Source organism: Aureibaculum marinum (assembly GCF_003813905.1).
Classification (GTDB): Bacteria; Bacteroidota; Bacteroidia; order Flavobacteriales; family Flavobacteriaceae; genus Aureibaculum; species Aureibaculum marinum.
Map to the genome: position 1 here is coordinate 1 of NZ_RPFJ01000031.1, position 25,852 is coordinate 25,852.

A 25,852-nucleotide genomic window follows, 5' to 3' on the forward strand; every position below is an offset into this window, starting at 1 on the left:
GTAGATTAGCAGGTAGTTCGTCACTTTATTTTTTAGAGAAAATAAATGACACTTGGCAGATAAAATGTATTAAAGCACTTACAATTTCATAAAAGGTAATTCTATTCTAAAGCCTCATCATCTTCCTTTACGATATTTGGAAAAATTAACGGCACAATACCTTTGACAGGTTTATACAACACTGATGCATTCAATTGCTCTTCAGTAAGAAAAGGGATGGTTCTATTTAATTTGCTAAAAACAACCAAAACTACACTTAAAATGAGTCCAATTTTGGCAGCTCCAAACAAACCTCCTATCATTTTATTAAAAAGACCCAAGGCTGCAATATCTGCAATTTTTGTCAATAATTTACCAATTAAAGAAACTAGAATAATAATAACTAAAAAAGTAACGGCAAAAGAAGCTATTTGAATATGTTTTTCATTCCATGAAACACTATTTTCTAAATAACTTGAAGCATAATGTGAAAAATGTATCGCTCCATAAAGTCCTAATGCCAAGGCTGCCAATCCGGCAACTTCTACAAAAAAACCTTTCATAAATCCACGAACCAATCCAAAAAGTAATAAGGCTGCTAATATGATATCTAAAATGTTCATGAATTTTTATTATCGGGTTTATTAGTTGATAGTGATACAAATTAATTGATTTTATTTTAAATAAAATTTTATTTCATTGTAAAATTCAGTTTTTATTCATGTTTAAACCTAAAAAATAAGTTTTACCACAAAGTTCGCAAAGGACACTAAGAATTGTATGTTTAGAGCGTCTAAACGTTTTTCCTTAACGCTATTTGAAGGGAATTTTACTTATTTCACTTCTTCAATAACTATATCATCATCAATATATACTAAGATTTTCTTAGCTACTTTAAAACCTAATTGAGAAACAACACTGGCATAACTATTTAGTTGATGATGGTATTTTTTTTCAGGTTTTCCTGTTTTATAATCGATAATTGTAGCATTATTCTCCTCATCAATTACCAAGCGATCGGGAATAATAATTTCGCCTAATTCTGTAAAAATTTCACGTTCGTTATAAACCGTATTATTTTGTTGATAATAACTTTCTAAACTTGGGTGCGTAACTATTTGATAAATTAACCCAATAATAACTTCTTTTTCTGAAGTAATTATATTACCTGAACTTACATGCTTTTCTATAGCTTCTTCAATATCATCAGCCGTTTTTATTTGAGCCATTAATTCGTGAATTAAATTACCGTATTTTATAGATTCACCTCGCTCACTATCCCATAACAATGTTGAGTTTGTAACAATTGAAATATGATGTGAATGCCAAGAAGTACTTATCAATTGATTAAACTGAGCCTTATCCTTTTTTGTTTCTGGTTTTTCTGATACTCTTCTAATATTTCCAAAAGTATATTCAGTTTTAGCCTCACTCCACTCTCCTTTTTTATCAAGAAAATCCATTAAAAATTGAGATGAAGTAGTAGGATTTCCTTTTAACGTTTTTTGCTCTCCGATAATATATAACTGCTCAATGGCCCGTGTAAATGTTACATATAACAAATTAATATTGTCTAATTCTTTTTCATTTCGGTACGATAGGTACAAGTGTTGCCCAAATTGCCCAACATTTTCTAATGATTTACTCTGATTAACAAGTAAAGTTTCGAAATTATTAAAATCTTCAGGGTTTTCAATAGCGTACCAATCTTTAGCACCTTGGTCTTTATAAATATCTAAGTCATATGGAAAAATAACTACCGGAAACTCCAGCCCTTTTGATTTATGAATGGTCATAATCTGAACCGCATTCTTCTCTTCAGGAACTACAATACTTAGCTTATCTTTTTTATCATTCCAAAATTCTAAAAAGACTCTAATATCCGTTGATTTTTTAAGTGAAAACTTCAACACCTCATCTAAAAAGAATTGCAAATAGGCATCAGAAGTTTCATTAAAATTAACACTACGTAATATATATTCTACACTTTCATAAAGTGGAAGTTGTACAATCTCTTTAGGATTAAAATTCATATTAAAATCATTAAGAAATTGATAAAACTCAACAACTGGCAAATCAATTAATTCTTTAAAAAATAAATGTTTGTCACTTGTAATCTCTAAATGATTGTATAAAAAATAGAGTAAATTAAACTTCGCTTCCTTATCATTGTTATTTTGAAGATAGGTAAGTACATCAATTACATAATTTACCTTTTCAGAATTTTTTAGCAATAACGTCTCTGAACTTATAATATCGATATTGTTGTCTGTCAAAAAGTTAGCAATAGCTATACCTTGCTTTTTAGTTCGGGTAAGCACACAAATTTCATTAAATTGAAAATTTTCACTAGTATTATTAATAATTTCCAACACGCTATTACCATATGCCAAATCTTTTTCCTCAGCGACTAACCCCTTTTCTATAAAAGACAATGAAACATAGCCTCCTATTTTATCGGTTTGTTGTTGTTTATTTTCGTTGAAATAAATATCTTGATAATCTTTTTCATTAAAATAATTAGAGATGTGTTGAAAAAAACTATTATTAAAATTAATAACCTCGGTATAACTTCTATAATTGGTTTCTAAAGATTTTAATTCTTTATTAATATGAAACGGATTGTGTGCATGAGTTTTTCCCTGTTGAGCCAATTTTAAAAACTGTTCTGGTTCACTGCCTCGCCAACGATAAATAGATTGTTTGGTATCACCCACTAACAGCAAACCGGTTTGTTCTTGTGACAAGGCATTTTTTATTAACGGAATTATATTTTGCCACTGCAACAACGAAGTATCTTGCATTTCATCAATAAAATAATGCTTGAATTTTTCGCCAATACGCTCGTAAATATAGGGTGCTGGTTGTTCTTGCAAATTTTTACTAATAAGCTGATTAAACTCTGCATTTAAACGAATGTTGTTTTCTTCTTTTATCTCATTTAAGGTTTTGTTGATTCGACTTAATACAGCAAGCGGTATAATATTACTCAAAAAAAGACCATTTAAAACGTATTGCTGATATAATTTTTCAGATTCAAAATACAAAGCACTAAGTTTAGTAGCAATGCTATCAATAGCAGTTTTAACCTCTTGCGATTTCGATTTTGCATAAAATTCGTGATTCGATACTTTTTCTCTTAGCGTATTTGCATTAAAAAACTTAGCTTTATCTAAACTATATGCAATATTTTTGAAATGATTGGGCAACATTGATCTATAAAAGTCATTATAGTTTAATCCTAAATTTTCGATAATTTGTAACCCTTCTTCACCAATAGACTTAAATTGATTTTCTAATAATTTCTGCTCTTTTCGTAATTTATTTTTTAAGTCAATAAAATCTTTTATAGGTTTTTCTTGAATTTTTTCGAGTTGTAATTTATCATTTTCATTCAATAAAATTTTAGCAATCTCTTTTAGCTCTCGAGTAATATCCCAAGATTTATCGTCATCTGTTTTTTGTAAAGAAAAATCTATTAAAATATCTGTTAGCTCTTTATCTTCTCCAATTTGTGAAATAAGTTGATCAACAGCTTCATCTAATAAAGAATTAGCATCCATTTCTACATCAAAATTCAGCGACAAGCCTAAATCATATGCAAAACTCCGAATTAATCGATGTGTAAAACTATCAATAGTAGTAATATTAAAGGCTGAATAGTTTTGTAAAATATTATTTACAATTCGCTTTGATCGTTGATGAATTAGAACATCATTAACGGCAACACCTTCTAATAAAAATTCAGTTTCTATGGCTTTAAACAGGTCAGTTTTCTCTTTTAAAATAGTTTCTTCAGAAAATTCACGAAGATTTTTAATAACTCGTGTTTTCATTTCTGCAGCCGCTTTATTAGTAAAAGTAATCGCTAAAATATTTTGAAAACGATAAGCATCTTCACGCTCTAATAAAATTTTTAAGTATGTTTTTACAAGAGTAAAGGTTTTACCACTTCCTGCAGAGGCATTATAGACCTGAAATGTTGATTGTTGCAAAGCTGTTTTTTTTATAAAAGTATATTATATCAAAACAATCGCCAAATTTGTGCAACTAAAAAAGTGACAATAAAACCCATAATAATTGGTAAAATTGTAGCTACTGTTGTCCATTTTAAACTATTAGTTTCCTTATAGATAGTATAAATAGTTGTACTACATGGATTATGCAATAAGCTAAATAACATTAAGTTTACTGCAGTAAGTAATGTCCACCCGCCAGCTCTTAACAAATCTCCAGTAGCATTTACAGAATCTAATTCAAACATAACACCAGCACCTTCACCACCTGTTACACCTGTTACCAAAACTGTAAGCATTAAAATAGTTGGTATTACAATTTCATTTGCTGGAATAGCCACAATGTAGGCTAACAAAATAACTCCATTTAAGCCAAGTAAAAATCCAAAACCATCTAAAAAGTTAATAGTCCATGCAGCAATACTTTCATTACCAATATAAATATTTGAAATTAGCCATATAACTGCACCTGCTGGTGCAGCAAAAACAATAGCTCTCCATAAAACTATTAAAGTTCTATCAATTAACGAAGTATAAATTGTTTTTAAAACTCGTGGAGGACGATAAGGAGGCAATTCTAAATTAAAAGTAGAGACCTCACCTTTTAATACTGTTTTTGTTAATGCCCAAGACGTTAAAAACATAAAAAATATGCCCAAAATTGCTATTCCAATAACGGCAGACATAGATGCCACAGCAGAAAATGAACTAGGAACCACTGCACCTATAAAAATAGTAGCTATTAATATTTGTGTAGGCCAACGCCCATTACACAATGAAAAATTATTGGTAATAATTGCTATCAATCGTTCTCGTGGACTGTCAATAATACGCGTGGCAACCACTCCTGCAGCATTACAACCAAATCCCATACTCATGGTTAAAGCTTGCTTGCCATGAGCTCCAGATTTTTTAAACAAATAATCCATATTAAATGCTACTCTTGGCAAATAGCCAAAATCTTCTAGCAGAGTAAATAGCGGAAAAAATATTGCCATAGGAGGTAACATTACTGCAACTACCCAAGCTACAGCTAAATATACACCATCAATTAAAAAACCATCTAACCACCAAGGCATACCTATATTTGCTGCAACTTCTTTTAAAAAGGGATGAACGTTATCTAACAGTAGATTTGATAACATTGCTGAAGGATAATTTGCACCTACAATAGTTATCCACAGAATTAATGCTAAAATTAAAAACATGATAGGAAATCCCCATGTTTTACTAGTAACTATGCTGTCTATTTTTGAGTCTAAACGAAATTTTTTCTTTTCATTAGCTCTACTAACAGATGCATTTGAGATTTCAGAAGCATCTGCATAAATACCTTCCGCCAAACTATCGTGAAACTCATCACCAATTTTCCAGCGTAAATCTGAAGATAAGGTTATTAATTTCTCTATTTCGTCTTTTTTCATTTTTTAATTTTATACAAATTCACCTGTTTTTAACGCTTTAATAATACGTGCATCGCCTTCAAGTAATCTAAAGGCAATCCATCTACTATTAGGTATCGTGGGAAATTGTTTTTTTATTTCTGCACTTAATTTAGCTACTGCATCTTCTATTTTCTTTGGCACATTTTTTATTCTATGTGGTTTGCAAATTATTTTTCCTGAAGCAACTTCGTTAACTGTTTGTATTAATTCTGGTATTCCTTTATTAAACCTTGCACTTGTTGGAACAACTGGAATTCCTAAATCTCGAGCTAATGTTCTTTCATCAATCTTTACATTATTTCTCTTCGCTTCGTCCATAAGATTTAAACACAATACTGCTTTATCAGTAATTTCTAATATTTGTAATACTAAATTTAAATTTCGCTCTAGCCTACTCGCATCTACTACAATTATAGTTACATCAGGTTTGCCAAAAAGAATAAAGTCTCTAGCCACTTCCTCATCTTGAGAAGTAGATAATAATGAGTACGTTCCTGGTAAATCAACTAGTTTAAATTTACTATTGTCATACTCAAAAGCACCTTCTGCTCTAACTACTGTTTTTCCAGGCCAATTTCCTGTATGCTGACGCAATCCAGTTAAGGCATTGAACACTGTACTTTTTCCTGTATTCGGATTTCCTGCTAAGGCTACTACATAATCAAAATTACCAGTATGGACACCTAATTTTTTTAAGCCTTTTGCATTATATTGAGGACACGTTTCACAAGCACTATTTACTTTATTTTCCATGTTTCACACCTTTTTTTATAAGAATTTTTGAGGCTTGATCTTTCCGTAATGCAATACTCGTTCCTTTAATTAAATAGGCAATAGGATTGCCTAATGGACTTTTTAAATCAATACTAATTTTAGCTCCTTTTACAAAACCTAAATCTAACAGTCGTCTTCTACCATCACCTCTACTTTCTTTAGAAATACCAATTATTTCAGCCTCTTCATTATCTTTTAGACTTGATAACCTTGCCATATTTTCTTCTAATGATTCTTCTTTTTCAAGCAAAGCAATGGTAATATTTGCGGCAACTATTGGAGCCAAAATAAACTCTTGACCTTCTGCATAAAAAACAACACGCTCTTTATTATTCTCAATAACTCTTATTTGAGAACCAATATGAATTTTTTCTGCAAGTATTTGTTTATAAATAACATCCGGTTCATCTTCAATATGAATAATTCTTCCAATGGTACCCACTTTTAAAGAAGATAAAAACTCCCCTTCAAGACTGGCAACTTTACCCAATTTGGTAGGAATAGGATCTCCATGTGGATCGTATTTCGGATTTCCTAAATGGCTGGCTAACCTATCTGTTTCTTCGTGACTTAATTTATGCTCCATTTTTTCAGCCCTGTCATGCCACTCTGTTTTATCAAAACCAGTTTTTTCAGCCAAATACTTTTCCCATAACCTATGCACTCTAACAATTCTAAGAGCATAATCTCTTCCTGAACTTGTTAACTGAATGATATCTCCATTAAATGTAATTAGGTCAATAATTGCCATTTTTTTAACAACATCTACTATGGTTCCATCACTAAACTTTAATGAATTACTTAAATCATGTAAATTCATTTCCTTTCCAGAATTTTCGTTATGATATAATTGTTTTAGTACATCTTCAATAATTATTTTTTCGTTTGACTTTAAATTATTCTTAATAATCCAAAACCAGCCCGATTTTGGTCTAAATAATAAATAACCTATTAAAACCAATCCAAAAAATATCAATAACGCGTTTACTGGATTATAATTCATTTTTCTAATAAATATAAATTATGAGCCGCTTTTTGCGAAATTAACATCTTCTTTTTACCTACTTTAATGGTTAAAGAATTGTCAAAAGGCTCTTTTGCTAATACTGTTATTTTTTGACCAATAGAGATTTCATTCTTATCTAAATACCTTAAAAATTCGTCAGAAGAATCTTTTAAACCTAGCAATATACTTTCTTGGTTTACTTCTAAATTAGACAATTGAATCCTTTTTCTTTTTGTAATATTTCCATTTTTATCTGGAATTGGATCACCATGAGGATCAACAGTAGGAAATCCTAAAAATTTATCTAATTTATCCACTAAATCATCAGACTTCACATGTTCCAATTGCTCTGCAATATCATGCACTTCATCCCAAGTGAAATCTAATTTATCTACTAAAAAACATTCCCATAAACGATGCTTCCTTACTAAATAAACTGCAATTTTTTTACCCTTTTTAGATAACTGAACACCTTGATACTTTTTATAAACAACAAGTTCTTTTTCTGACAACTTCTTAACCATATCAGTTACGGAAGAAGCCTTTGTATTCATTTTTTTTGCAATAGCATTTGTACTTGCTCCTTTTGAATTAAGAAGCTCTAAATGGTAAATAGATTTTAAATAATTTTCTTCAGATGTACTAAGCATATTAAATTTTTTGCTATGCAAATATACAATTTTAATTTTATTAAATATATTTTTAGCCTTACCTAAATATTTATTTATATTTGCAAAAATATAGTTCTTATAAAAACAATAATCATGCTTAAAATAATTACTTCTACTTTTCTTTTTTGTACATTCTTTGTTTTTTGCCAAACCGCAACTATTTCTGGATTAGTAACAACTAATGAAGGACCTTTGCCTTTGGCGAATGTATATTTATCTAGCTCAAAACAAGGTGCTGAAACTGACAAAAATGGACTTTACACAATAACTAATGTTAAAGAAGGATCATACACAATTTATGTTTCTTATGCTGGATACACTACTGCTAAAAAACAGATAACCGTTTCCAATACTCCGTTAGAAATAAACTTTAATTTAACAGAAAATAGTTCTTTAGATGAAATTGTAGTCACAGGTACATTAAAAGCTGTAAGCCGTTTAGAAAGTCCTGTACCTGTTGAAATTTATACCCCAACTTTTTTTAAAAAAAATCCTACCCCAAACCTATTTGAAGCATTACAAAATGTTAATGGTGTAAGACCTCAATTAAACTGTAATGTCTGTAATACAGGAGACATTCATATCAACGGTTTAGAAGGTCCGTACACAATGGTTTTAATTGACGGAATGCCCATAGTAAGTGGATTATCAACCGTATATGGCTTATCTGGAATTCCGAATTCATTAATTGAACAAGTAGAAATAGTAAAAGGCCCCGCATCTTCGTTATATGGCAGTGAAGCGGTTGGTGGACTCATAAACATCATTACTAAAATACCTAAAAATGCTCCTCAATTTTTCTTCGATGGAAACATCTCCTCATGGGGAGAAATAAATGCGGACATCGGTTTTAAATCAAAGATAGGCAACAAAGCTACCATGCTATTTGGAGCAAATTACTTTAATTATAGCAATCCCATTGATAACAATAATGATAATTTTACAGACATAACTTTACAGGATAGAATTTCGCTATTTCAAAAATGGGATGTGATACGCAAAGATGACAGAGTATTTTCTATTGCTAGCAGATACTTTTATGAAGACAGATGGGGTGGCGAAATGGATTGGAATAAAAGCTATAGAGGAGGAAGTGAAGTTTATGGAGAAAGTATTTATACCTCTAGATTTGAAATTTTGAGTAAATACCAATTGCCCATAAAAGAAAAAATGATACTTTCATTTTCATATACTGATCATGATCAAAATTCAGTTTATGGAAATGTTCCTTATACCGCTCAACAACGTATCGGTTTTGGACAACTTACTTGGGATAAAAAACTCAACAAACATGATATACTAATGGGGCTAGCAGCACGATACAATTATTATAATGACAACACTCCAGCTACTGATAATGCCGATGAAGTTACCATACCTTCGTTATTTGTTCAAGATGAAATAGCATTTAATACAAAGCATACCATCCTTCTAGGTGCCAGATATGATTATGACAGTCGACACGGAAATATTTTTACGCCAAGATTGGCCTACCGATTTAAACCTTCTGAAGATGCTATCATTAGATTAAATGCAGGTACTGGTTTTAGAGTAGTAAATTTATTTACTGAAGAACATGCCGCACTAACTGGTTCGCGTGATGTAATTATTACAGAAGATTTAAAACCAGAACGCTCTTACAACATCAATCTTAATTTTCTACAGAAATTTTATACCAAAAATGATATAATATTTTCGATAGATGCTTCTGCATGGTACACTCATTTTACAAATTTAATTTTGCCTGATTACGACACAAATCCAAACAAAATCATTTATAACAATCTAAATGGACATGCAACCACAACAGGCATTAGCACTAATATTGATGCCGTATTTAGCAACGGTTTAAAAATAATGGCAGGTGTTACTTTTCAAGAGGTTTCAAAAAAGGAAAACAACATAAAAACAAATCAAATTTTAACCGAAAAATTTACAGGTACTTGGTCTGTATCTTATAAATTTTACAAACCCAATATTACAGTTGATTATACGGGTAATATTTATGGCCCTATGCGACTGCCCTTATTAGGAGATTTAGACCCAAGAAAGGAGTATTCTCCAACTTGGAGCATTCAAAACATTCAATTTACCTATGATGGAATTAAAAATATAGAACTTTATGGTGGCGTAAAAGATCTATTAAACTGGACTCCTAATAAAGGCAATCCTTTTATAATTGCTCGTGCAAATGATCCATTTGATAAGAATGTACAATTCGACCTAAATGGCAATGCAATTGCAACAACTGAAAACCCTTATGCCTTAACTTTTGACCCTTCTTATGTATACGCACCAAACCAAGGCATAAGAGGTTTTTTCGGATTGCGTTATTTATTGCGTTAATATTTTAAGTATTTTTGATTCAGTAAAAAAATTGTCTTAGTTGGCATTAGATTATAAATCATCAGCCTTCAACTTTAAACCTTTTTTGCATGCTAACAAATCAAAAATACCTTTTTAATCTTCCAGAAAACATAATATATCTAAACGGTGCCTATATGTCTCCGCAATTAAAAAGTGTTGAAACTGCTGGACATAATGCCGTAACAAAACTAAACTTTCCTCATAAAATTGGTGTTGACGATTTTTTTAACGGTCCTAAAAACCTAAAAAAAGCATTCGCTAAGTTGATAGAAGCTCCTAATTATAACAATATAGCCATAATTCCATCGGCTTCTTACGGAATAGCCAACGTTGCTAACAATGTAGCACTAGAAGCTGGTGACGAAATAATAATTGTTGACGCTCAATTTCCAAGCAACGTCTATGCATGGCAAAAAATAGCAGAACAAAAAAAAGCAAAAATCAAAATTATTTCTCCTCCTAAAAAGTATGAGAATAGAGGTAAAAATTGGAATAAAAACATTTTAGATGCCATTAATAAAAAAACGGCAGTAGTAACTTTGGGACCAACTCATTGGGCTGACGGAACTTTGTTTGACCTTAAGGCAATTAGAGAAAAATCAAAATTATATAATGCAGCATTAATAATTGATGGATCTCAATTTATTGGAGCTGCTCCATTTTCTGTACAAGAAATTAAACCCGAAGCCGTAATCACTGTTGGTTATAAATGGCTTCTAGGTGCGTATGGCTTAGGAGTAGCTTATTATTCAGATGCGTTTAATGATGGCTTGCCCATTGAAAATAATTGGATAAACAGATATAAAAGTGAAGATTTTGCTCAACTAGTTAATTACAATCCCGGTTACCAACCCAAAGCTGGACGCTACAATATGGGAGAATGCAGTAATTTTATTTTGGTTCCCATGCTTACTGAAAGCATCAATCAAATCTTAAAATGGCAACCACAATATATTCAAGAATATTGTGATTCTATTTCTAAAAAAGGAATTAATGCATTACGTAATTTGGGTTGTTTTATTGAAGACAATGCCTATCGAAGCAAACATTTATTTGGTGTTTACTTACCCAAACACATTCAAATACAAAACATTAAAACTAAGCTTAAAAAGCATCAAATTTATGTCTCCTATCGAGGTGATGCAATAAGAGTTTCTCCAGGAATTTATAACTCAGAAGAAGATTTTGAAAAATTTGTAAACTGTTTTAAAAATTAATTCAATCTTTAACTAGCAGTTTTAAAAAGTCTTAATTATTCTTTTATATCAACTGCTTTAATAGCTTCTGTAAACACTTCTAAATCTTCACCACTTACCACCAAATGAATTGCTTCATCACAAATTTTTTCTGCATTAGCTACAGAAAAGCCCAAACCAATTGCAACCCTTCTCAAAACTATCATTTCTGCTCCTGTAACCTCTTCATCTACAAAAACAACCTTTGTTAAATGATATAATCTTTCTATTCTACCATCATAATCCAATACAGAATGTATTGGATATTGATCTGGATTCTTTAATATTTTTTGATATTCCTCTTCATGAATATTCAAGTTTCTAGCAATCTTCTCTAGCAATTTCTGTTCAGAATCAACCAATTTACCATCAGCAAAAGAAAGTTTTACAGTTTTAGCAAAAAAACCTAAATTGCTCTTATGAGCACCACTTGAATAAAGATCTGATATTGACATATTTTTATTATTTGAGGCCCAAATATAATGAATCAATAAAATATTGAAAGAAAAATGATTCAATAATTTCGAAAATAGGAAAATTTGAGAACTAAAAATTTAAATGTTTCCCTTTCTTAACTTTTAATATTAACCTTATCTTTGCCCAAAATCCATAAACAATTGAGCAAACAAGCCATTGTTAAACTTTACGAACAATCTGAAAACGTAAAACAGATTGCTAAACTACTTAAACAAGAAAATCAAAGGCTGTTTTTATCGCATTTGGCAGGATCTTCATTGTCTTTTGTTATTGCTAATACTTTCTTAAAAATTGAAAAGCCTTATCTGCTTATTTTTAACGATAAAGAAGAAGCTGCTTATTACTTAAATGATTTAGAACAACTATTAGGTGATAAAAATGTGTTGTTTTATCCAGGTTCTTACCGACGACCTTATCAAATTGAAGAGACAGACAACGCTAATATTTTATTACGTTCTGAAGTTCTCAACAGAATTAATTCTCGCAAAAAACCTGCTATAATTGTAACCTATCCTGATGCTCTTTTTGAAAAAGTAGTTACCAAAAGTGAGTTAAATAGAAATACGTTAAAACTGAATACAGGCATGTCTATTTCACTTGACTTTGTCAATGAAATGCTATTTGAATATCATTTTAATCGTGTCGATTTTGTTACTGAACCTGGTGAATTTGCTGTAAGAGGTGGTATTGTAGATGTGTTTTCTTTTTCTAATGATGAGCCTTATAGAATTGAGTTTTTTGGTGATGAAGTTGATAGCATAAGAACTTTTGATATTGAAACTCAATTATCGATAGATAAATTAAAAAAAATAAGCATTTTACCGAATGTAGAAAACAAAAAATTACAAGAAAAACGTGAAAGTTTTCTGGAATATATCTCTAATAAAACTATTGTTTTTGCAAAAAATACGGACTTAATTTTCGATAATTTAAATGGACTATTTGAAAAGGCAAAAACAGCCTTTTCTGAACAAAAGCAAACTATAAAATTAGCAGAACCCGAAGAACTATTTTGCGATGGAACATATATAAAAAATCAACTGTCTAATTTTGATTTGGTAAATTTTGGAAATAGCGAATCTAAACAAGAAAATGTAGTTAAAATTGCTTTTCAAACCAAACCTCAACCTTCTTTCAACAAACAATTTGATTTATTAATTGACAATCTAAATCAAAATACTGAAAATGGGTTAACAAATTACCTTTTTTGTGCCAATGAAAAACAAGCACAACGTTTTCACGATATTTTTAAAGATCTTGATGAAAATGTTAGCTATAAAACTATAGTTTTTCCAATATACCAAGGTTTTATTGATAATAATTTAAAAATTGCTTGTTATACTGATCATCAAATTTTTGATCGTTATCATAAATTTAGACTTAAAAGTGGTTTTACTAAAAAACAATCCATAACTCTAAAAGAACTTACCAGTCTTGAAATAGGTGATTATGTTACACATATGGATCATGGAATTGGAAAGTTTGGTGGACTACAAAAAATAGATGTTGAAGGTAAAAAACAAGAAGCTATAAAATTAATTTATGGAGATAGAGATGTGTTGTACATCAGTATTCATTCACTTCATAAAATTAGTAAATTCAATGGTAAAGAAGGTAAAGCTCCAAAAATTTACAAATTAGGTTCTGGAGCATGGAAAAAATTAAAGCAAAAAACAAAAACTCGCGTTAAACAAATTGCTTACGACCTCATTCAACTATATGCCAAACGAAAATTGCAAAAAGGTTTCCAATGTAAACCTGACAGCTACATGCAATTAGAATTGGAATCGAGTTTTATGTATGAAGATACACCAGATCAGTTATCAGCTACTCAAGATGTAAAATCTGATATGGAAAGTGAACAACCTATGGACAGATTGGTCTGTGGTGATGTTGGCTTTGGAAAAACGGAAGTTGCCATACGTGCTGCTTTTAAAGCCGTTGACAACGGAAAACAGGTTGCTGTATTAGTACCAACTACCATTTTAGCTTTTCAACATTTTAGAACGTTTACGGAACGCTTAAAAGGTTTTCCTGTAGTAATTGACTATCTGAATCGTTTTAGAACTACAAAACAACGCAGCGAGATTATTAAAAATCTTGAAGCTGGAAAAATTGATATTATAATTGGAACGCATCAATTGGTAAACAAAAAAGTAAAATTTAAAGATTTAGGTTTACTAATCATTGATGAAGAACAAAAGTTTGGCGTAGGTGTAAAAGATAAGCTAAAAACTATAAAAGCAAATGTTGATACACTTACGCTAACCGCAACACCAATACCGCGTACACTTCAATTTTCTTTGATGGCAGCTCGTGATTTATCCGTAATTAGTACTCCTCCTCCTAACAGACATCCTATAGAAACGCATGTAATTCGTTTTGGAGAAGAAACAATTAGAGATGCCATTCAATATGAAATTTCTAGAGGTGGTCAAGTATATTTTGTCCATAATAGAATTGAAAACATTAAAGAAGTAGCAGGAATGATACAACGTCTTTTACCAGATGCTAAAATTGCTATTGGTCATGGACAAATGGATGGTAAAAAACTAGAACAACTGATGATGGCTTTTATGAATAATGAATTTGATGTTTTAGTATCTACAACCATCGTAGAAAGTGGACTGGATGTACCTAATGCTAATACTATATTTATAAATAATGCCAATAATTTTGGATTGTCAGACTTGCATCAAATGAGAGGCCGTGTAGGACGATCAAATAAAAAAGCATTTTGTTATTTTATAACACCACCATACCATATGATGACGGATGATGCCAGAAAACGTATTCAGGCTTTAGAGGTTTTCTCTGATTTAGGTAGTGGGCTAAATATTGCCATGAAGGATTTAGAAATTCGTGGTGCAGGAGATTTACTAGGTGGCGAACAAAGTGGTTTTATAAACGATATTGGTTTTGATACCTATCAAAAAATATTAAACGAGGCTATTGAAGAATTAAAAGAAAATGAGTTTAAAGATTTGTATAAAAACAGCTCAGACAAACCAAAAACATATGTAAAAGACATTCAGATAGATACCGATTTTGAATTGCTTTTTCCTGATGATTATATCAACTCCATTACAGAAAGGCTGAAATTATACAACGAATTAAATGACTTAAACACAGAAGAGGAGCTGGCCATTTTTGAACAACAATTGATTGACCGCTTTGGCGAAATTCCCGTTCAAGCAGAAGATTTATTAAATAGTGTACGTGTAAAATGGCTAGCAAAAAACATTGGTTTTGAACGACTTATTTTAAAGAAAAAAAGAATGATTGGTTATTTTATTTCCGACACCCAATCTAGTTATTATCAGACCGAAATGTTTACTAGAGTATTACAGTTTGTACAAAAAAACCCTACTACTTCTGTAATGAAAGAAAAAGAAACACGAAACGGATTACGACTATTATTAACTTTTATAAAGATTGATTCTATTGAAAAGGCGTTGGAGGTTTTAACGAAAATCTAATTATTAAAAATTTAATATTTTTAACCAACCAAATCATGGATTTCAAAAAATGCAGATAATCAGATTTTTTTTGCTCATCGCTTCTGGCATTATAATACTCTCTTGTAGCTCTACCAAAAAAATTGATAACGAAATCCAAGAACAATTTTACTCATTAAGTAGAAAAGCAAATGTCAATCTTCATTCTGTCGAATCTTTTTTAAAAAATTTATCTCAATTACCAATTAGACAAAGAGAAGATTCTCTAATTAAATATATGTCAAAAGGTTGGATGCCTGCTTACAACTTTCAGTTCAAAGAAGTTTCATATACTTATAAAAACGCTAAAGGTAAAAAGTATAAAATTAGCTTTTGGGTTTCTCCAGATTACTTATCCATTGGCACAAACCAAAATTTTGTAAGAATGCCTCTTACACCCCAAACTGCACAAAAACTAGCTGATCAATTCCACAGCGTTCTGCCAACAACCAAAATGGTAAATAAAATTTACGAGAAAGCAACCATAAAATTATCACCCATTCCGTTAACAGAAAATCGTGATTCGTTATCCACTTTTGTAAAGCATCATTTTTTAATTCAACAACAATTGAAATATAATATTCCTAATGGAATTGTTGCCGGTATAAAAAAAGATGTGGTTCAATCTAATGCCGTTTTAAGCAACCCAAAACCTAATAGAGTTGCCATTTATGGGTGGCACAAATTAGATGGCAAACCTATACAACCACTTTATACTGGTCATGTTGATTGGTATGTTGATTATAGCCATGGCATACGTTTGGTCTATGAAAAAATGTTAATTAATAATCAAGTGTTTTTTGTAAAAGATGTTTTAAATAACTCTGAACTTTCCAGAAGTATATGTGACGAAGGTAATTGTAGATTCATGCGATATAATAACTGATAAAACCAACCTTTAACAATTTAAAAAAGTGCTATAAAAGCTTACTATTTCTATTTTAGTAGCCTACATTACTAAATTAGAATTGTTTATCACATTTATATTAGAATAATTACCTTTGGTCTAATTTTTGAAAAGATAACATCAAAATGTTTTATAATGACAAATAAATTTTTCTTCCTATTTCTCTTGGCAACTACTTTTATTAATGCCCAACATACTATTACTGGAAAAATGCAACCCAAAGGAGACTATGAATGGATGATTTTATACCATATGCAAGGGGCAAAACAAAATTACATAGCCAATACTGATATTGTAGAAGGTAAATTTTCTTTTACCTTGGCAGATAGCTTAGATGTTGGCATCTATCGATTGGTTTACGACTTACAAAATCAACTTTTTGTAGATGTAATTTATAACAATGAAGATATTTCCTTTTTGTTTAATCCAAGAAATCCAAACCAAGAAATTACTTTTTCTTCTTCAGAAGAAAATAAATTGTATTATAATTATTTAAATAAAACAGCTATCCCGCAATATCAATTAGATTCTTTACAAGTGGCTTATTTTAGCTCTACAAGTTCAGCAGATAAAGATAAAATTAGTTCACAATATCAGCAAAAACAAAAGAACTTAACAAAAATTCAACAACAATTTGAAGCTGAGTCTAAAGGTAAACTTGCTTATCCTTTTATTAAAGCAAGTGGTAGATTTAATTCTGAAAAACCCATTGAAAAACCTAACGATTATTTAAAAAGTGTAAAGACTCATTTTTTTGATTATGTAAATTTTAATGATAAAACCCTACTAAATTCCACTTTTATTACTGATAAAATAAACGATTATATATTTTTCTTAAATGCTTCTGAAGATATAGAAGTAGACAACGGTCTTAAAAAAGAAGCTATTACAAAAGTAATTGCCAAAATAGGTACTAATTATAGCTTAGCAAAAGATATAGAAGAAGTATTACTATATAATTTTACCCAACAACAAAATGTTACCATTGTTAAATTTATATTAGACAATTATTATTCAAAATTGCCTACCAACTATCAAGATTCTGATTTCAGAAAAGATATTGAAGCCAAAATTAAAACTGCAATGGGCAACAAAGCTCCAAATATTAGCTGGACTGATAATAATTTATACAACCTCTCGGGTTTCGAGAATTATATTGTCGTTTTTTGGAGTTCTTCATGTGGCCATTGCCTTAAAGAAATTCCGTTATTTTATGATTTTATGAAAGATAATACAAAAACTAAGGTAATTGCTATAGGATTAGAAGAAGAAGTTAGCAAACCCGTTTGGGAAAAATTAATTTTAAATTACCCTTCATTTATAAATGTTTATGGAGCTAATAAATGGAAAAACAAATATGCCAGAGAATATGGCATCCATGCTACACCAACCTATTTTGTTTTAGACGCTGATAAAAAAATTATTGCCAAACCAGATGTTCTTGAAGATTTAAAAACATTTTACAAACAAAAAGAATAGAAAGAAAAAATTAGAAATGATAAAAAGCATCTTTAATATGCTCAATTTCAAATTTTGTATTGTTTTTAATAATGGCAATAATATCAAATCTAACGTTTACATCTAAACCTTTTGAAACAACATAATGGTCAGTTGCCATTACCATTAATTTAATTTTTTTATTACTAACAAAATCCTGTGGAAGTCCAAAATCTCGAGAAGAACGTGTTTTTACCTCAACAACAACCAGCGTATCCTCCTTTTGGGCAATAATATCTATTTCTGCTTTTAAATATCTATAGTTAATATCACATATAATATACCCGTTTTTCTTTAAATAAGCAATGGCTAACGCTTCTCCTTTGGTACCTAAATCATTATGTTCTGCCATAGAAAAAGTTTAATGTTAACACATTTATAAATTTTCATTCTTAAAAAGTGAACAGCACGAAAAATTTCTATTTTTCAAACTTAACAACCGTTTTACTTCCTTTTACTTTTAACTTAATTTCTCTTCCTAAAATAACAGTTCTATTATCTGTAATATGTCCAGCCGGAAAATCGAAAGCTACAGGGAAATCATAATCCTTAACAGCATCTAAAACTATTTCTTGATAGGTCATTCCAAATTCATCTGGCTCCGTTTTTCTATCAGATACGCCTCCAATAACAAGCCCTTTACAGTGTTCAAAATACCCAGCTCTTTTAAGACTAATCATCATTCTATCAATATGATATAATGCCTCTCCAACTTCTTCTAAGTATAAGATTTTATCCGTTGTATCTAATTGAGATTTTGACCCTAACATACTATAAACTAATGATAAGTTTCCTCCTACTACAACACCTTCGGCATTGCCTTCTCTGTTATACTCAGATTCAGCAACTCTATAATTAACACGTTTTCCAAAAAATGCTTTTTTTAACGATTTAATTGCAAATCGCTGTTCTTTATCATCAGGTTTATATGTCAAAGGCATAATGCCATGCATAGTTTCAATTCCCATATTATGCACTTCATTATGAAATGCAGTAATATCTGAAAAACCAATAATCCATTTCGGATGTTGTTTAAATTTAGTAAAATCAAGATCATCTAAAATTCGAATAGAACCATAACCACCTCTAGCACACCAAATGGCTTTAACACCGGCATCATCTAAAGCACTTTGAAAATCTTCTAATCGTTCTGCATCGGTACCAGCAAATCGATAATGTTGATTAAAAACATGATTTCCTAATTTCACATTTAATCCCCAACTTTCTAATAAATTAATACCATTAATAACACCAGTACTATCTCTCACAATTCCAGCAGGTGCAACAATCATTACCGTATCTCCTTTTTGTAAACTTGGAGGTTTTATTAATGAAGTTTTAGTTGTATTCTGTCCAAAGGCAACTAATGTCATCAAAAAAAGGAAAAAAATGCCTGAAATTTTATGCTTCATAATTCTAATTGATTGTGTTTTTTGTAAAAATAGATAAAATGCCAAATATAACTAATGTTATGAGTGCTTTTTCTTATTTTTGCCTTACTAAAATTTAGGAATGAACACACCAAAAAGATATACAATTACTGCGGCTTTACCTTATACAAATGGACCTGTTCATATTGGACATTTGGCTGGGGTTTATGTTCCTGCAGATATTTATGCTCGTTATCAACGTTTACAAGGTAAAGATGTACTGCTAATTTGCGGTTCTGATGAACATGGAGTTCCTATTACCATAAAAGCTAAAAAAGAAGGTATTACTCCTCAACAAGTTGTTGATAAATACCATGAAATGATAAAAACATCATTCTCAGAATTTGGAATTTCATTTGATAATTACTCACGTACTTCTGCTAAAATTCATCATGATACAGCCTCTGAGTTTTTTAAAAAACTATATGATGATGACAAGTTTATAGAAGAAACAAATAAACAGTTATACGATGCCGAAGCCAATCAATTTTTAGCAGATCGATTTGTAATTGGTACATGTCCTAAATGTGGTTATGAAGAAAGTTATGGTGATCAATGTGAAAATTGTGGAACAAGTCATAACGCAACCGATTTGATTAATCCTAAATCTGCCATTACAGGAAATACACCCACTTTAAAAGAAACCAAACACTGGTTTTTACCCTTAGATAAATACCAAGATTGGTTAAGAAGTTGGATTGTTGAAGGTCATGCTAATGACTGGAAACCAAATGTATTAGGACAAGTAAAATCATGGTTAGATGATGGTTTAAGACCAAGAGCTGTAACTCGAGATTTAGATTGGGGTATTCCAGTTCCTGTAGAAGGAGGCGAAGGGAAAGTTCTTTATGTTTGGTTTGACGCTCCAATTGGCTACATATCATCTACCAAAGAATGGGCAGAACGTACTGGTAACAATTGGGAGCCTTATTGGAAAGATGAAAATACTAAATTATTGCATTTTATTGGTAAAGATAATATAGTATTTCACTGTATCATCTTCCCTAGTATGCTTAAAGCAGAGGGTTCTTATATTTTACCTGAAAATGTACCTGCAAATGAATTTTTAAATTTAGAAGGAAACAAACTTTCCACTTCTAAAAATTGGGCCGTTTGGTTACATGAATATTTAGAAGATTTTCCTGACAAACAGGATGTTTTACGATACGTATTAACCGCTAATGCTCCTGAAACTAAAGACAACGATTTTACATGGAAAGATTTTCAAGCGAGAAATAATAATGAATTGGTAGCCATTTTCGGTAATTTTATAAACCGAGTAGTAGTATTAACACAAAAATATTATAATGGACTAGTACCAGCTCCAGGACAATTATCTGAACAAGATGAAGATACCTTGATGTTATTAAAAAAATATCCTCAAATAATATCAAAATCTATTGAAAGATATCGATTTAGAGAAGCACAAACCGAATTGATGAATTTGGCTAGATTGGGCAATAAATACTTAGCCGATGAAGAACCTTGGAAAGTTATTAAACAAGACGAAGAACGTGTTAAAACAATTATGTTCGTTGCCTTACAAATTGCAACAGGATTGTCAATTTTAAGTGAACCGTTTCTGCCTTTTACTTCAACTAAATTAAAAAACATTCTAAATGTTAGTTCTGTAAAAAGTAATGTTGATAGCCCATGGAACGATGTTTCTAAAAATGATACACTTTTAAAACCTGGCCATCAAATTGGTAAAGCAGAATTATTGTTTACTAAAGTAGAAGATAGTGAAATACAAAAACAATTAGACAAACTTACTGCTTCTAAAAAAGCAAATGAAATCTCTAACCAATCTGTTGAACCTCAAAAAGAAACTATTTCATTTGACGATTTTACTAAACTCGACATTAGAATTGGCACGATTTTAGAAGCTACAAAAGTGCCTAAAACGAAAAAGCTATTACAACTAAAAGTTGATGTAGGTATTGATGTAAGAACAATTGTTTCTGGTATCGCTGAAAGTTTTAATCCAGATGCTATTATTGGACAAAAAGTATCAGTTTTAACCAATTTAGCTCCAAGAACCATTCGTGGTGTTGAAAGTCAAGGTATGATTTTAATGTGTGACACCCCAGATGGAAAATTGGCTTTTGTTGAACCTGATAGCAACGTTAAAAATGGCGAAAGAGTAAGCTAAATTAGTATTTACTCTAAAAAATAAGTAATATGCTCAAAAAAATAAATAAAAGAGCATAGTAAATTACTGCTTGTGTTCAAAAATTTTATAAGTATGAAAACACTGTATATACCAATAATTATTGTTGCCATTATTTTAGCAAGTTGCAACGTTAAAAAGCCAGTTACTAACTCAGAAAAAGAACAAATGGTTGACTTACACAACAGCATGAATTCATTAGATTGGAATGGTACATACCAAGCTACTTTACCGTGTGCAGATTGCGAAGGTATTAAAACTGTACTTACACTTAATAACGATTTAACATTTATTAAAAAGTATAAATACCTTAGTAAACTCGATACCATTTTTGAAGATAAGGGTTCTTTTTCTTGGAATAAAACAGGACAAATTATCACATTGAATAATAACAATCATGAACAGTATTTTGTTGGCGAAAATAGAATTTGGAAATTAGATGAAAACGGTAATAAAATTAGTGGAAATTTAGCCGAAATGTATATTCTAAAAAAAGATATAGCTCAACTTACAGACCGTCATTGGAACTTAATTGAGCTCAATGGTAAAAAAATTGAGTACAATAAAAAAGCAGGCAACCAGCCCTATATTATCTTAAGACCAGATGAAGAAAATAAGGTTTATGGAAATGCGGGTTGTAATCGTTTTTTTGGCTCATTTGAACTTAAAGAAGGGAATGGAATTACTTTTTCTCAAATGGGAGCTACAAAAATGTACTGCTCTAGCATGGAAATAGAAGATCAGTTTTTAAAAGTACTAAATACTGCTGATAACTATTCAATAAACGGTGATACTATGACATTAAATAAAGCTAGAATGGCCCCTTTGGCAAAATTTGAAGTGGCTTATTTTAATTAGAATTCAATTTATAGTACTTTAAAACTTTACAAAACTCTTATTCACTAATACTTTGTTTATTATTAGTAACTAAATTACTTATAACGTTTAATTTTCAAAACTAAAATTTTAACACAAATCTTATTTAGATTGAATAAAAATAACTAATTTTACCTCGTTATTTTATTACTATTTACGTTTTGGGTAAAAAGAAGAAAAAGAAAGCAATTAAAAAATTACAGAAGTTAGGTATGATACCTAATAAAGTTAAAAGTGATTGCTGCAAGAAATATAAAAAAAGTGAACAAAAACGTTGTAAAAAATGTCCTTGTTTTGATTTGCTCAAAAAAGTAGCATAACCTTTTTAAAATTCATTTTTTCTACAAGATAGTTTTTTATATTGCGTTCTTTTAAATTAAGTAATGCTAAACTATATAAAACTTCACACCAATCTCTCTGAAAAAAGTATTAAAAATACTATTGAACTTCTCAATCAAGATTGTACCATTCCGTTTATTTCTCGTTATAGAAAAGAAGCTACAGGGAATTTAGACGAGGTTCAAATTGGTGACATTGTTAATTATAAAGAACAATACGAAACCCTAGAAAAACGAAAACTTTCAATTCTAAAATCTTTAGAAGAGCAAGATGTTTTAACTGAAAATCTTAAGCAAAAGGTTAAATTGGCAACTGATTTAACTACTTTAGAAGATCTATATTTACCTTTCAAGAAAAAGCGTAAAACCAAAGCAGAAACCGCTCGTAAAAATGGATTAGAACCTTTGGCTAAAATTATAATGAGTCAAAATGCAAGTGATATTGAATCCATTGCCTATAAATACATTAACAATGAAGTAAAATCAATCGAAGGTGCCTTAGAAGGTGCAAGACATATTATAGCAGAATGGATAAATGAACGCACTGACATTAGAAATAACATCCGTAAACAACTAGAACGCTATGCACAAATTACTACAACAGTAATTTCCACAAAAAAAGAAGATGAAAAAGCTCAAAAATATAGAGACTATTTCGATTGGTCAGAAAGCTTAAATAGATGTCCATCTCATCGTTTATTGGCTATTTTACGTGCAGAAAAAGAAGGATTTATACGCATAAAAATTGAAATTGACCATGATAAGGCGTTATATAACATAGAAAATCGCATTATACGATCTGACGGAGAACCTGCAAAACAAATAAAACTGGCTATACAAGATTCTTATAAACGTTTACTTTTCCCTGCTTTATCAAATGAAATTTTAAACCTAACCAAAGAAAAAGCAGATGATAATGCAATTCAAGTATTCGCTAAAAATTTAAAACAATTACTATTAGGAGCTCCCTTAGGTGAGAAAAATATTTTAGCTATTGATCCTGGGTTTAGAACAGGCTGTAAATTAGTTTGCTTAAATGCTCAAGGTGCACTAGAACATAACGAAACCATCTATCCTCACGCTCCACAAAATGACAATATTGGAGCTATTAAAAAAATTAGTTCATTGATAGATGCTTATAAAATAGAAGCAATTGCCATTGGTAACGGTACTGCATCGAGAGAAACGGAACGTCTTATACGCAAAATTAGATTCAATAAAGACATTCAAGTTTTTGTGGTAAGTGAAGCTGGAGCATCTATTTATTCAGCTTCAAAAATTGCCCGTGATGAGTTTCCTAATTATGATGTTACCGTACGTGGTGCTGTTTCTATTGGTAGAAGATTAGCAGATCCCTTAGCTGAATTAGTAAAAATTGATCCAAAATCTATCGGTGTTGGACAATATCAGCATGATGTAGATCAAAATAAATTAAAAAGTAGTTTAGATACTGTTGTAGAAAGTTGTGTAAATACAATTGGCGTAAATGTAAATACCGCAAGTGAATCATTATTAAGTTATGTTTCTGGTATAGGCACTAAATTGGCAGAAAATATTGTAGCTTATCGAGATAAAAATGGTCCATTTAAATCAAGAAGTGATATAAAAAAAGTGCCTCGTCTAGGCGATAAAGCCTTTGAACAAAGTGCAGGGTTTCTTCGTATTAAAAATGCTAAAAATCCGTTAGATGATTCTGCGGTACATCCTGAAAGCTATGGTATTGTAAAACAAATGGCAAAAGATATAAAAAAAGATGTTAAAGATTTAATTGGAAATAAACTGACACTAGAAAAAATAGACCTGCAAAAATACACAAGTACTACTGTAGGTTTACCAACCCTAACGGACATCATTTCTGAATTAGAAAAACCAGGACTTGATCCTCGTGAAAAAGCAAAGGTCTTTACCTTTAACCAAGATATAAAAACTATAAATGACGTTAAAGAAGGACAGTTACTTCCTGGAATTGTCAATAACATAACCAATTTTGGCTGTTTTGTAGATATTGGAATCAAAGAAAGTGGTTTAATTCACGTTTCAAATCTTTCCGACAATTTTGTTAAAGATGTAAATGAACATGTTAGTTTACATCAACAACTTATAGTAAAAGTACTAGAAGTTGATGTGGCAAGAAAACGAATACAATTAAAACTTCATAAAGGCTAAAATAACATTTAAAATCTTAACCAATTCTTAAGTTTTAATCTTATAAAGTATACTAATTTTGCACATTTTTATTATGTGATGAATAAACCAAGATTAGCATTAGCCGTAGGAATAATATGTATTAGTATTTTTCCAGTTTTAGTAAAACTAAGTATGGTATCTGGCATCATTTCTGCCTTTTATAGAATGGCATTTTCTAGCCTTTTGATTATACCTTATGTTTTAATATTTAAAAGTTTTAAATTTCCAACATTAAAAGTAACCTTACTAAGTGTACTTTGTGGTGTTATTTTTGCTTCTGACGTTACCGTTTGGAATATTGCAATTATTAATTCAACAGCCACACAAGCCTCTTTACTGACTAACCTATCTCCTATTTGGGTAGGCATTGGTGCGTTCTTCTTCCTAAAAGACAAACCTAAAAGAAATTTTTGGATAGGTACTATTATTGCCATATTAGGAATGATACTACTTGTAGGCGTTGACGTGTTTAAAAATTTAGATTTTGATATTGCCTTTGCTTTTGGCGTCCTTTCAGGAGTGCTATATGCTTTTTACATGCTAATTAGTAAGAATATACTTAATCAAATAAACGTTTGGGGTTTTATGTCAATAAGCCTCACTTCAGCAACATTTTTTTTAGGAATTCTGAGTTATTTTAGCAACGAATCTTTTACAGGGTTTTCTGGGACTAGTTGGATAATACTAGTTACAATGGCCGTAGTGTGTCAATTAACAGCTTGGCTACTTATTAGCTACGCAACTCAAAATATGCGTGCTACACGTGTTTCTGTTAGTTTATTAGGGCAAGCAATATTGGCTTCAATATTAGCTTGGCTGTTTTTAAATGAAGAAATTACTTTACAAATGATTTTTGGTGGAATAATTCTACTTTTTGGTATATGGGTTACCTTTTTTACAACTCCAATTCGTTTAAGCAGAACTAGATATAAACATTTAAAAAAGGGTATTAAAATCTAAACATAGATTTTATAAAAATT

16 protein-coding genes and 1 pseudogene are annotated in these 25,852 nt (G+C 30.5%); 9 read left to right on the forward strand and 8 right to left on the reverse strand.

Going from position 1 to position 25,852, the window contains the following annotated elements:
* Nucleotides 1-101: 101 nt before the first annotated feature.
* The 5 genes and pseudogenes from EGM88_RS13165 to EGM88_RS13185 all read right to left on the reverse strand — a co-directional run bounded on the left by EGM88_RS13165 (nucleotide 102) and on the right by EGM88_RS13185 (nucleotide 7,870).
* Nucleotides 102-602 carry a CvpA family protein gene (locus EGM88_RS13165; RefSeq protein WP_123898897.1) on the reverse strand — a complete coding sequence of 167 codons (501 nt, stop codon included), beginning with the start codon at nucleotides 600-602 and terminating at the stop codon, nucleotides 102-104.
* A gap of 210 nt (nucleotides 603-812) precedes the next feature.
* A complete protein-coding gene (locus EGM88_RS13170) occupies nucleotides 813-3,974 on the reverse strand; it encodes a UvrD-helicase domain-containing protein (RefSeq protein WP_123898898.1) in 3,162 nt (1,053 codons plus the stop codon).
* A 29-nt stretch (nucleotides 3,975-4,003) separates the two neighbouring features.
* Nucleotides 4,004-6,193 (reverse strand): annotated as a pseudogene (gene feoB, locus EGM88_RS13175) (ferrous iron transport protein B).
* The gene (locus EGM88_RS13180) at nucleotides 6,183-7,217 is read right to left on the reverse strand and encodes a metal-dependent transcriptional regulator (protein WP_123898899.1); all 1,035 of its coding nucleotides are present in this window, start codon (nucleotides 7,215-7,217) and stop codon (nucleotides 6,183-6,185) included. Before EGM88_RS13180 ends, feoB begins: the two are co-directional and overlap by 11 nt.
* Complete coding sequence (locus EGM88_RS13185; RefSeq protein WP_123898900.1) at nucleotides 7,214-7,870, reverse strand: metal-dependent transcriptional regulator; 657 nt, start codon at nucleotides 7,868-7,870, stop codon at nucleotides 7,214-7,216. The genes EGM88_RS13180 and EGM88_RS13185 overlap by 4 nt, the downstream gene beginning before the upstream one ends.
* Nucleotides 7,871-7,984: 114 nt before the next feature.
* Between EGM88_RS13185 and EGM88_RS13190 the strand changes: the two genes are divergently transcribed.
* Nucleotides 7,985-10,237, forward strand: a complete 2,253-nt coding sequence (locus tag EGM88_RS13190) for a TonB-dependent receptor (protein WP_123898901.1) — start codon at nucleotides 7,985-7,987, stop codon at nucleotides 10,235-10,237.
* An 89-nt stretch (nucleotides 10,238-10,326) separates the two neighbouring features.
* The gene (locus tag EGM88_RS13195) at nucleotides 10,327-11,475 is read left to right on the forward strand and encodes an aminotransferase class V-fold PLP-dependent enzyme (RefSeq protein ID WP_123898902.1); all 1,149 of its coding nucleotides are present in this window, start codon (nucleotides 10,327-10,329) and stop codon (nucleotides 11,473-11,475) included.
* Nucleotides 11,476-11,510: 35 nt separating this feature from the next.
* Here EGM88_RS13195 and EGM88_RS13200 read toward each other — a convergent pair whose 3' ends face one another.
* Nucleotides 11,511-11,948, reverse strand: coding sequence for a tellurite resistance TerB family protein (locus EGM88_RS13200; RefSeq protein ID WP_123898903.1), 438 nt, complete (start codon nucleotides 11,946-11,948; stop codon nucleotides 11,511-11,513).
* A gap of 162 nt (nucleotides 11,949-12,110) precedes the next feature.
* Here EGM88_RS13200 and mfd point away from each other — a divergent pair, with 162 nt between their 5' ends.
* The 3 genes from mfd to EGM88_RS13215 all read left to right on the forward strand — a co-directional run bounded on the left by mfd (nucleotide 12,111) and on the right by EGM88_RS13215 (nucleotide 17,853).
* Nucleotides 12,111-15,449: a transcription-repair coupling factor gene (gene mfd, locus EGM88_RS13205; protein WP_123898904.1), complete on the forward strand. Its 3,339-nt coding sequence runs from the start codon at nucleotides 12,111-12,113 to the stop codon at nucleotides 15,447-15,449.
* Between the two features lie 49 nt (nucleotides 15,450-15,498).
* The gene (locus tag EGM88_RS13210) at nucleotides 15,499-16,353 is read left to right on the forward strand and encodes a hypothetical protein (RefSeq protein WP_123898905.1); all 855 of its coding nucleotides are present in this window, start codon (nucleotides 15,499-15,501) and stop codon (nucleotides 16,351-16,353) included.
* A gap of 156 nt (nucleotides 16,354-16,509) precedes the next feature.
* Nucleotides 16,510-17,853: a TlpA family protein disulfide reductase gene (locus EGM88_RS13215; RefSeq protein WP_123898906.1), complete on the forward strand. Its 1,344-nt coding sequence runs from the start codon at nucleotides 16,510-16,512 to the stop codon at nucleotides 17,851-17,853.
* Between the two features lie 10 nt (nucleotides 17,854-17,863).
* Here the strand turns inward: EGM88_RS13215 and EGM88_RS13220 are convergent, their stop codons facing one another.
* Together EGM88_RS13220 and EGM88_RS13225 are read right to left on the reverse strand one after the other, a co-directional pair.
* Entirely contained in the window at nucleotides 17,864-18,223 is a 360-nt protein-coding gene (locus EGM88_RS13220; protein ID WP_123898907.1) for a YraN family protein, read from the reverse strand.
* Nucleotides 18,224-18,290: 67 nt separating this feature from the next.
* A complete protein-coding gene (locus EGM88_RS13225; protein WP_123898908.1) occupies nucleotides 18,291-19,283 on the reverse strand; it encodes a S66 peptidase family protein in 993 nt (330 codons plus the stop codon).
* A gap of 100 nt (nucleotides 19,284-19,383) precedes the next feature.
* Between EGM88_RS13225 and metG the strand changes: the two genes are divergently transcribed.
* The 4 genes from metG to EGM88_RS13245 all read left to right on the forward strand — a co-directional run bounded on the left by metG (nucleotide 19,384) and on the right by EGM88_RS13245 (nucleotide 25,832).
* Nucleotides 19,384-21,453 (forward strand): methionine--tRNA ligase, encoded by a 2,070-nt coding sequence (gene metG, locus EGM88_RS13230; RefSeq protein WP_123898909.1) that lies wholly within the window; start codon nucleotides 19,384-19,386, stop codon nucleotides 21,451-21,453.
* Nucleotides 21,454-21,546: 93 nt separating this feature from the next.
* Nucleotides 21,547-22,329, forward strand: a complete 783-nt coding sequence (locus EGM88_RS13235) for a copper resistance protein NlpE N-terminal domain-containing protein (RefSeq protein ID WP_123898910.1) — start codon at nucleotides 21,547-21,549, stop codon at nucleotides 22,327-22,329.
* Between the two features lie 401 nt (nucleotides 22,330-22,730).
* Entirely contained in the window at nucleotides 22,731-24,851 is a 2,121-nt protein-coding gene (locus EGM88_RS13240; RefSeq protein WP_123898911.1) for a Tex family protein, read from the forward strand.
* Between the two features lie 78 nt (nucleotides 24,852-24,929).
* Nucleotides 24,930-25,832 carry a DMT family transporter gene (locus EGM88_RS13245; RefSeq protein WP_123898912.1) on the forward strand — a complete coding sequence of 301 codons (903 nt, stop codon included), beginning with the start codon at nucleotides 24,930-24,932 and terminating at the stop codon, nucleotides 25,830-25,832.
* The last annotated feature ends 20 nt before the right edge of the window (nucleotides 25,833-25,852 follow it).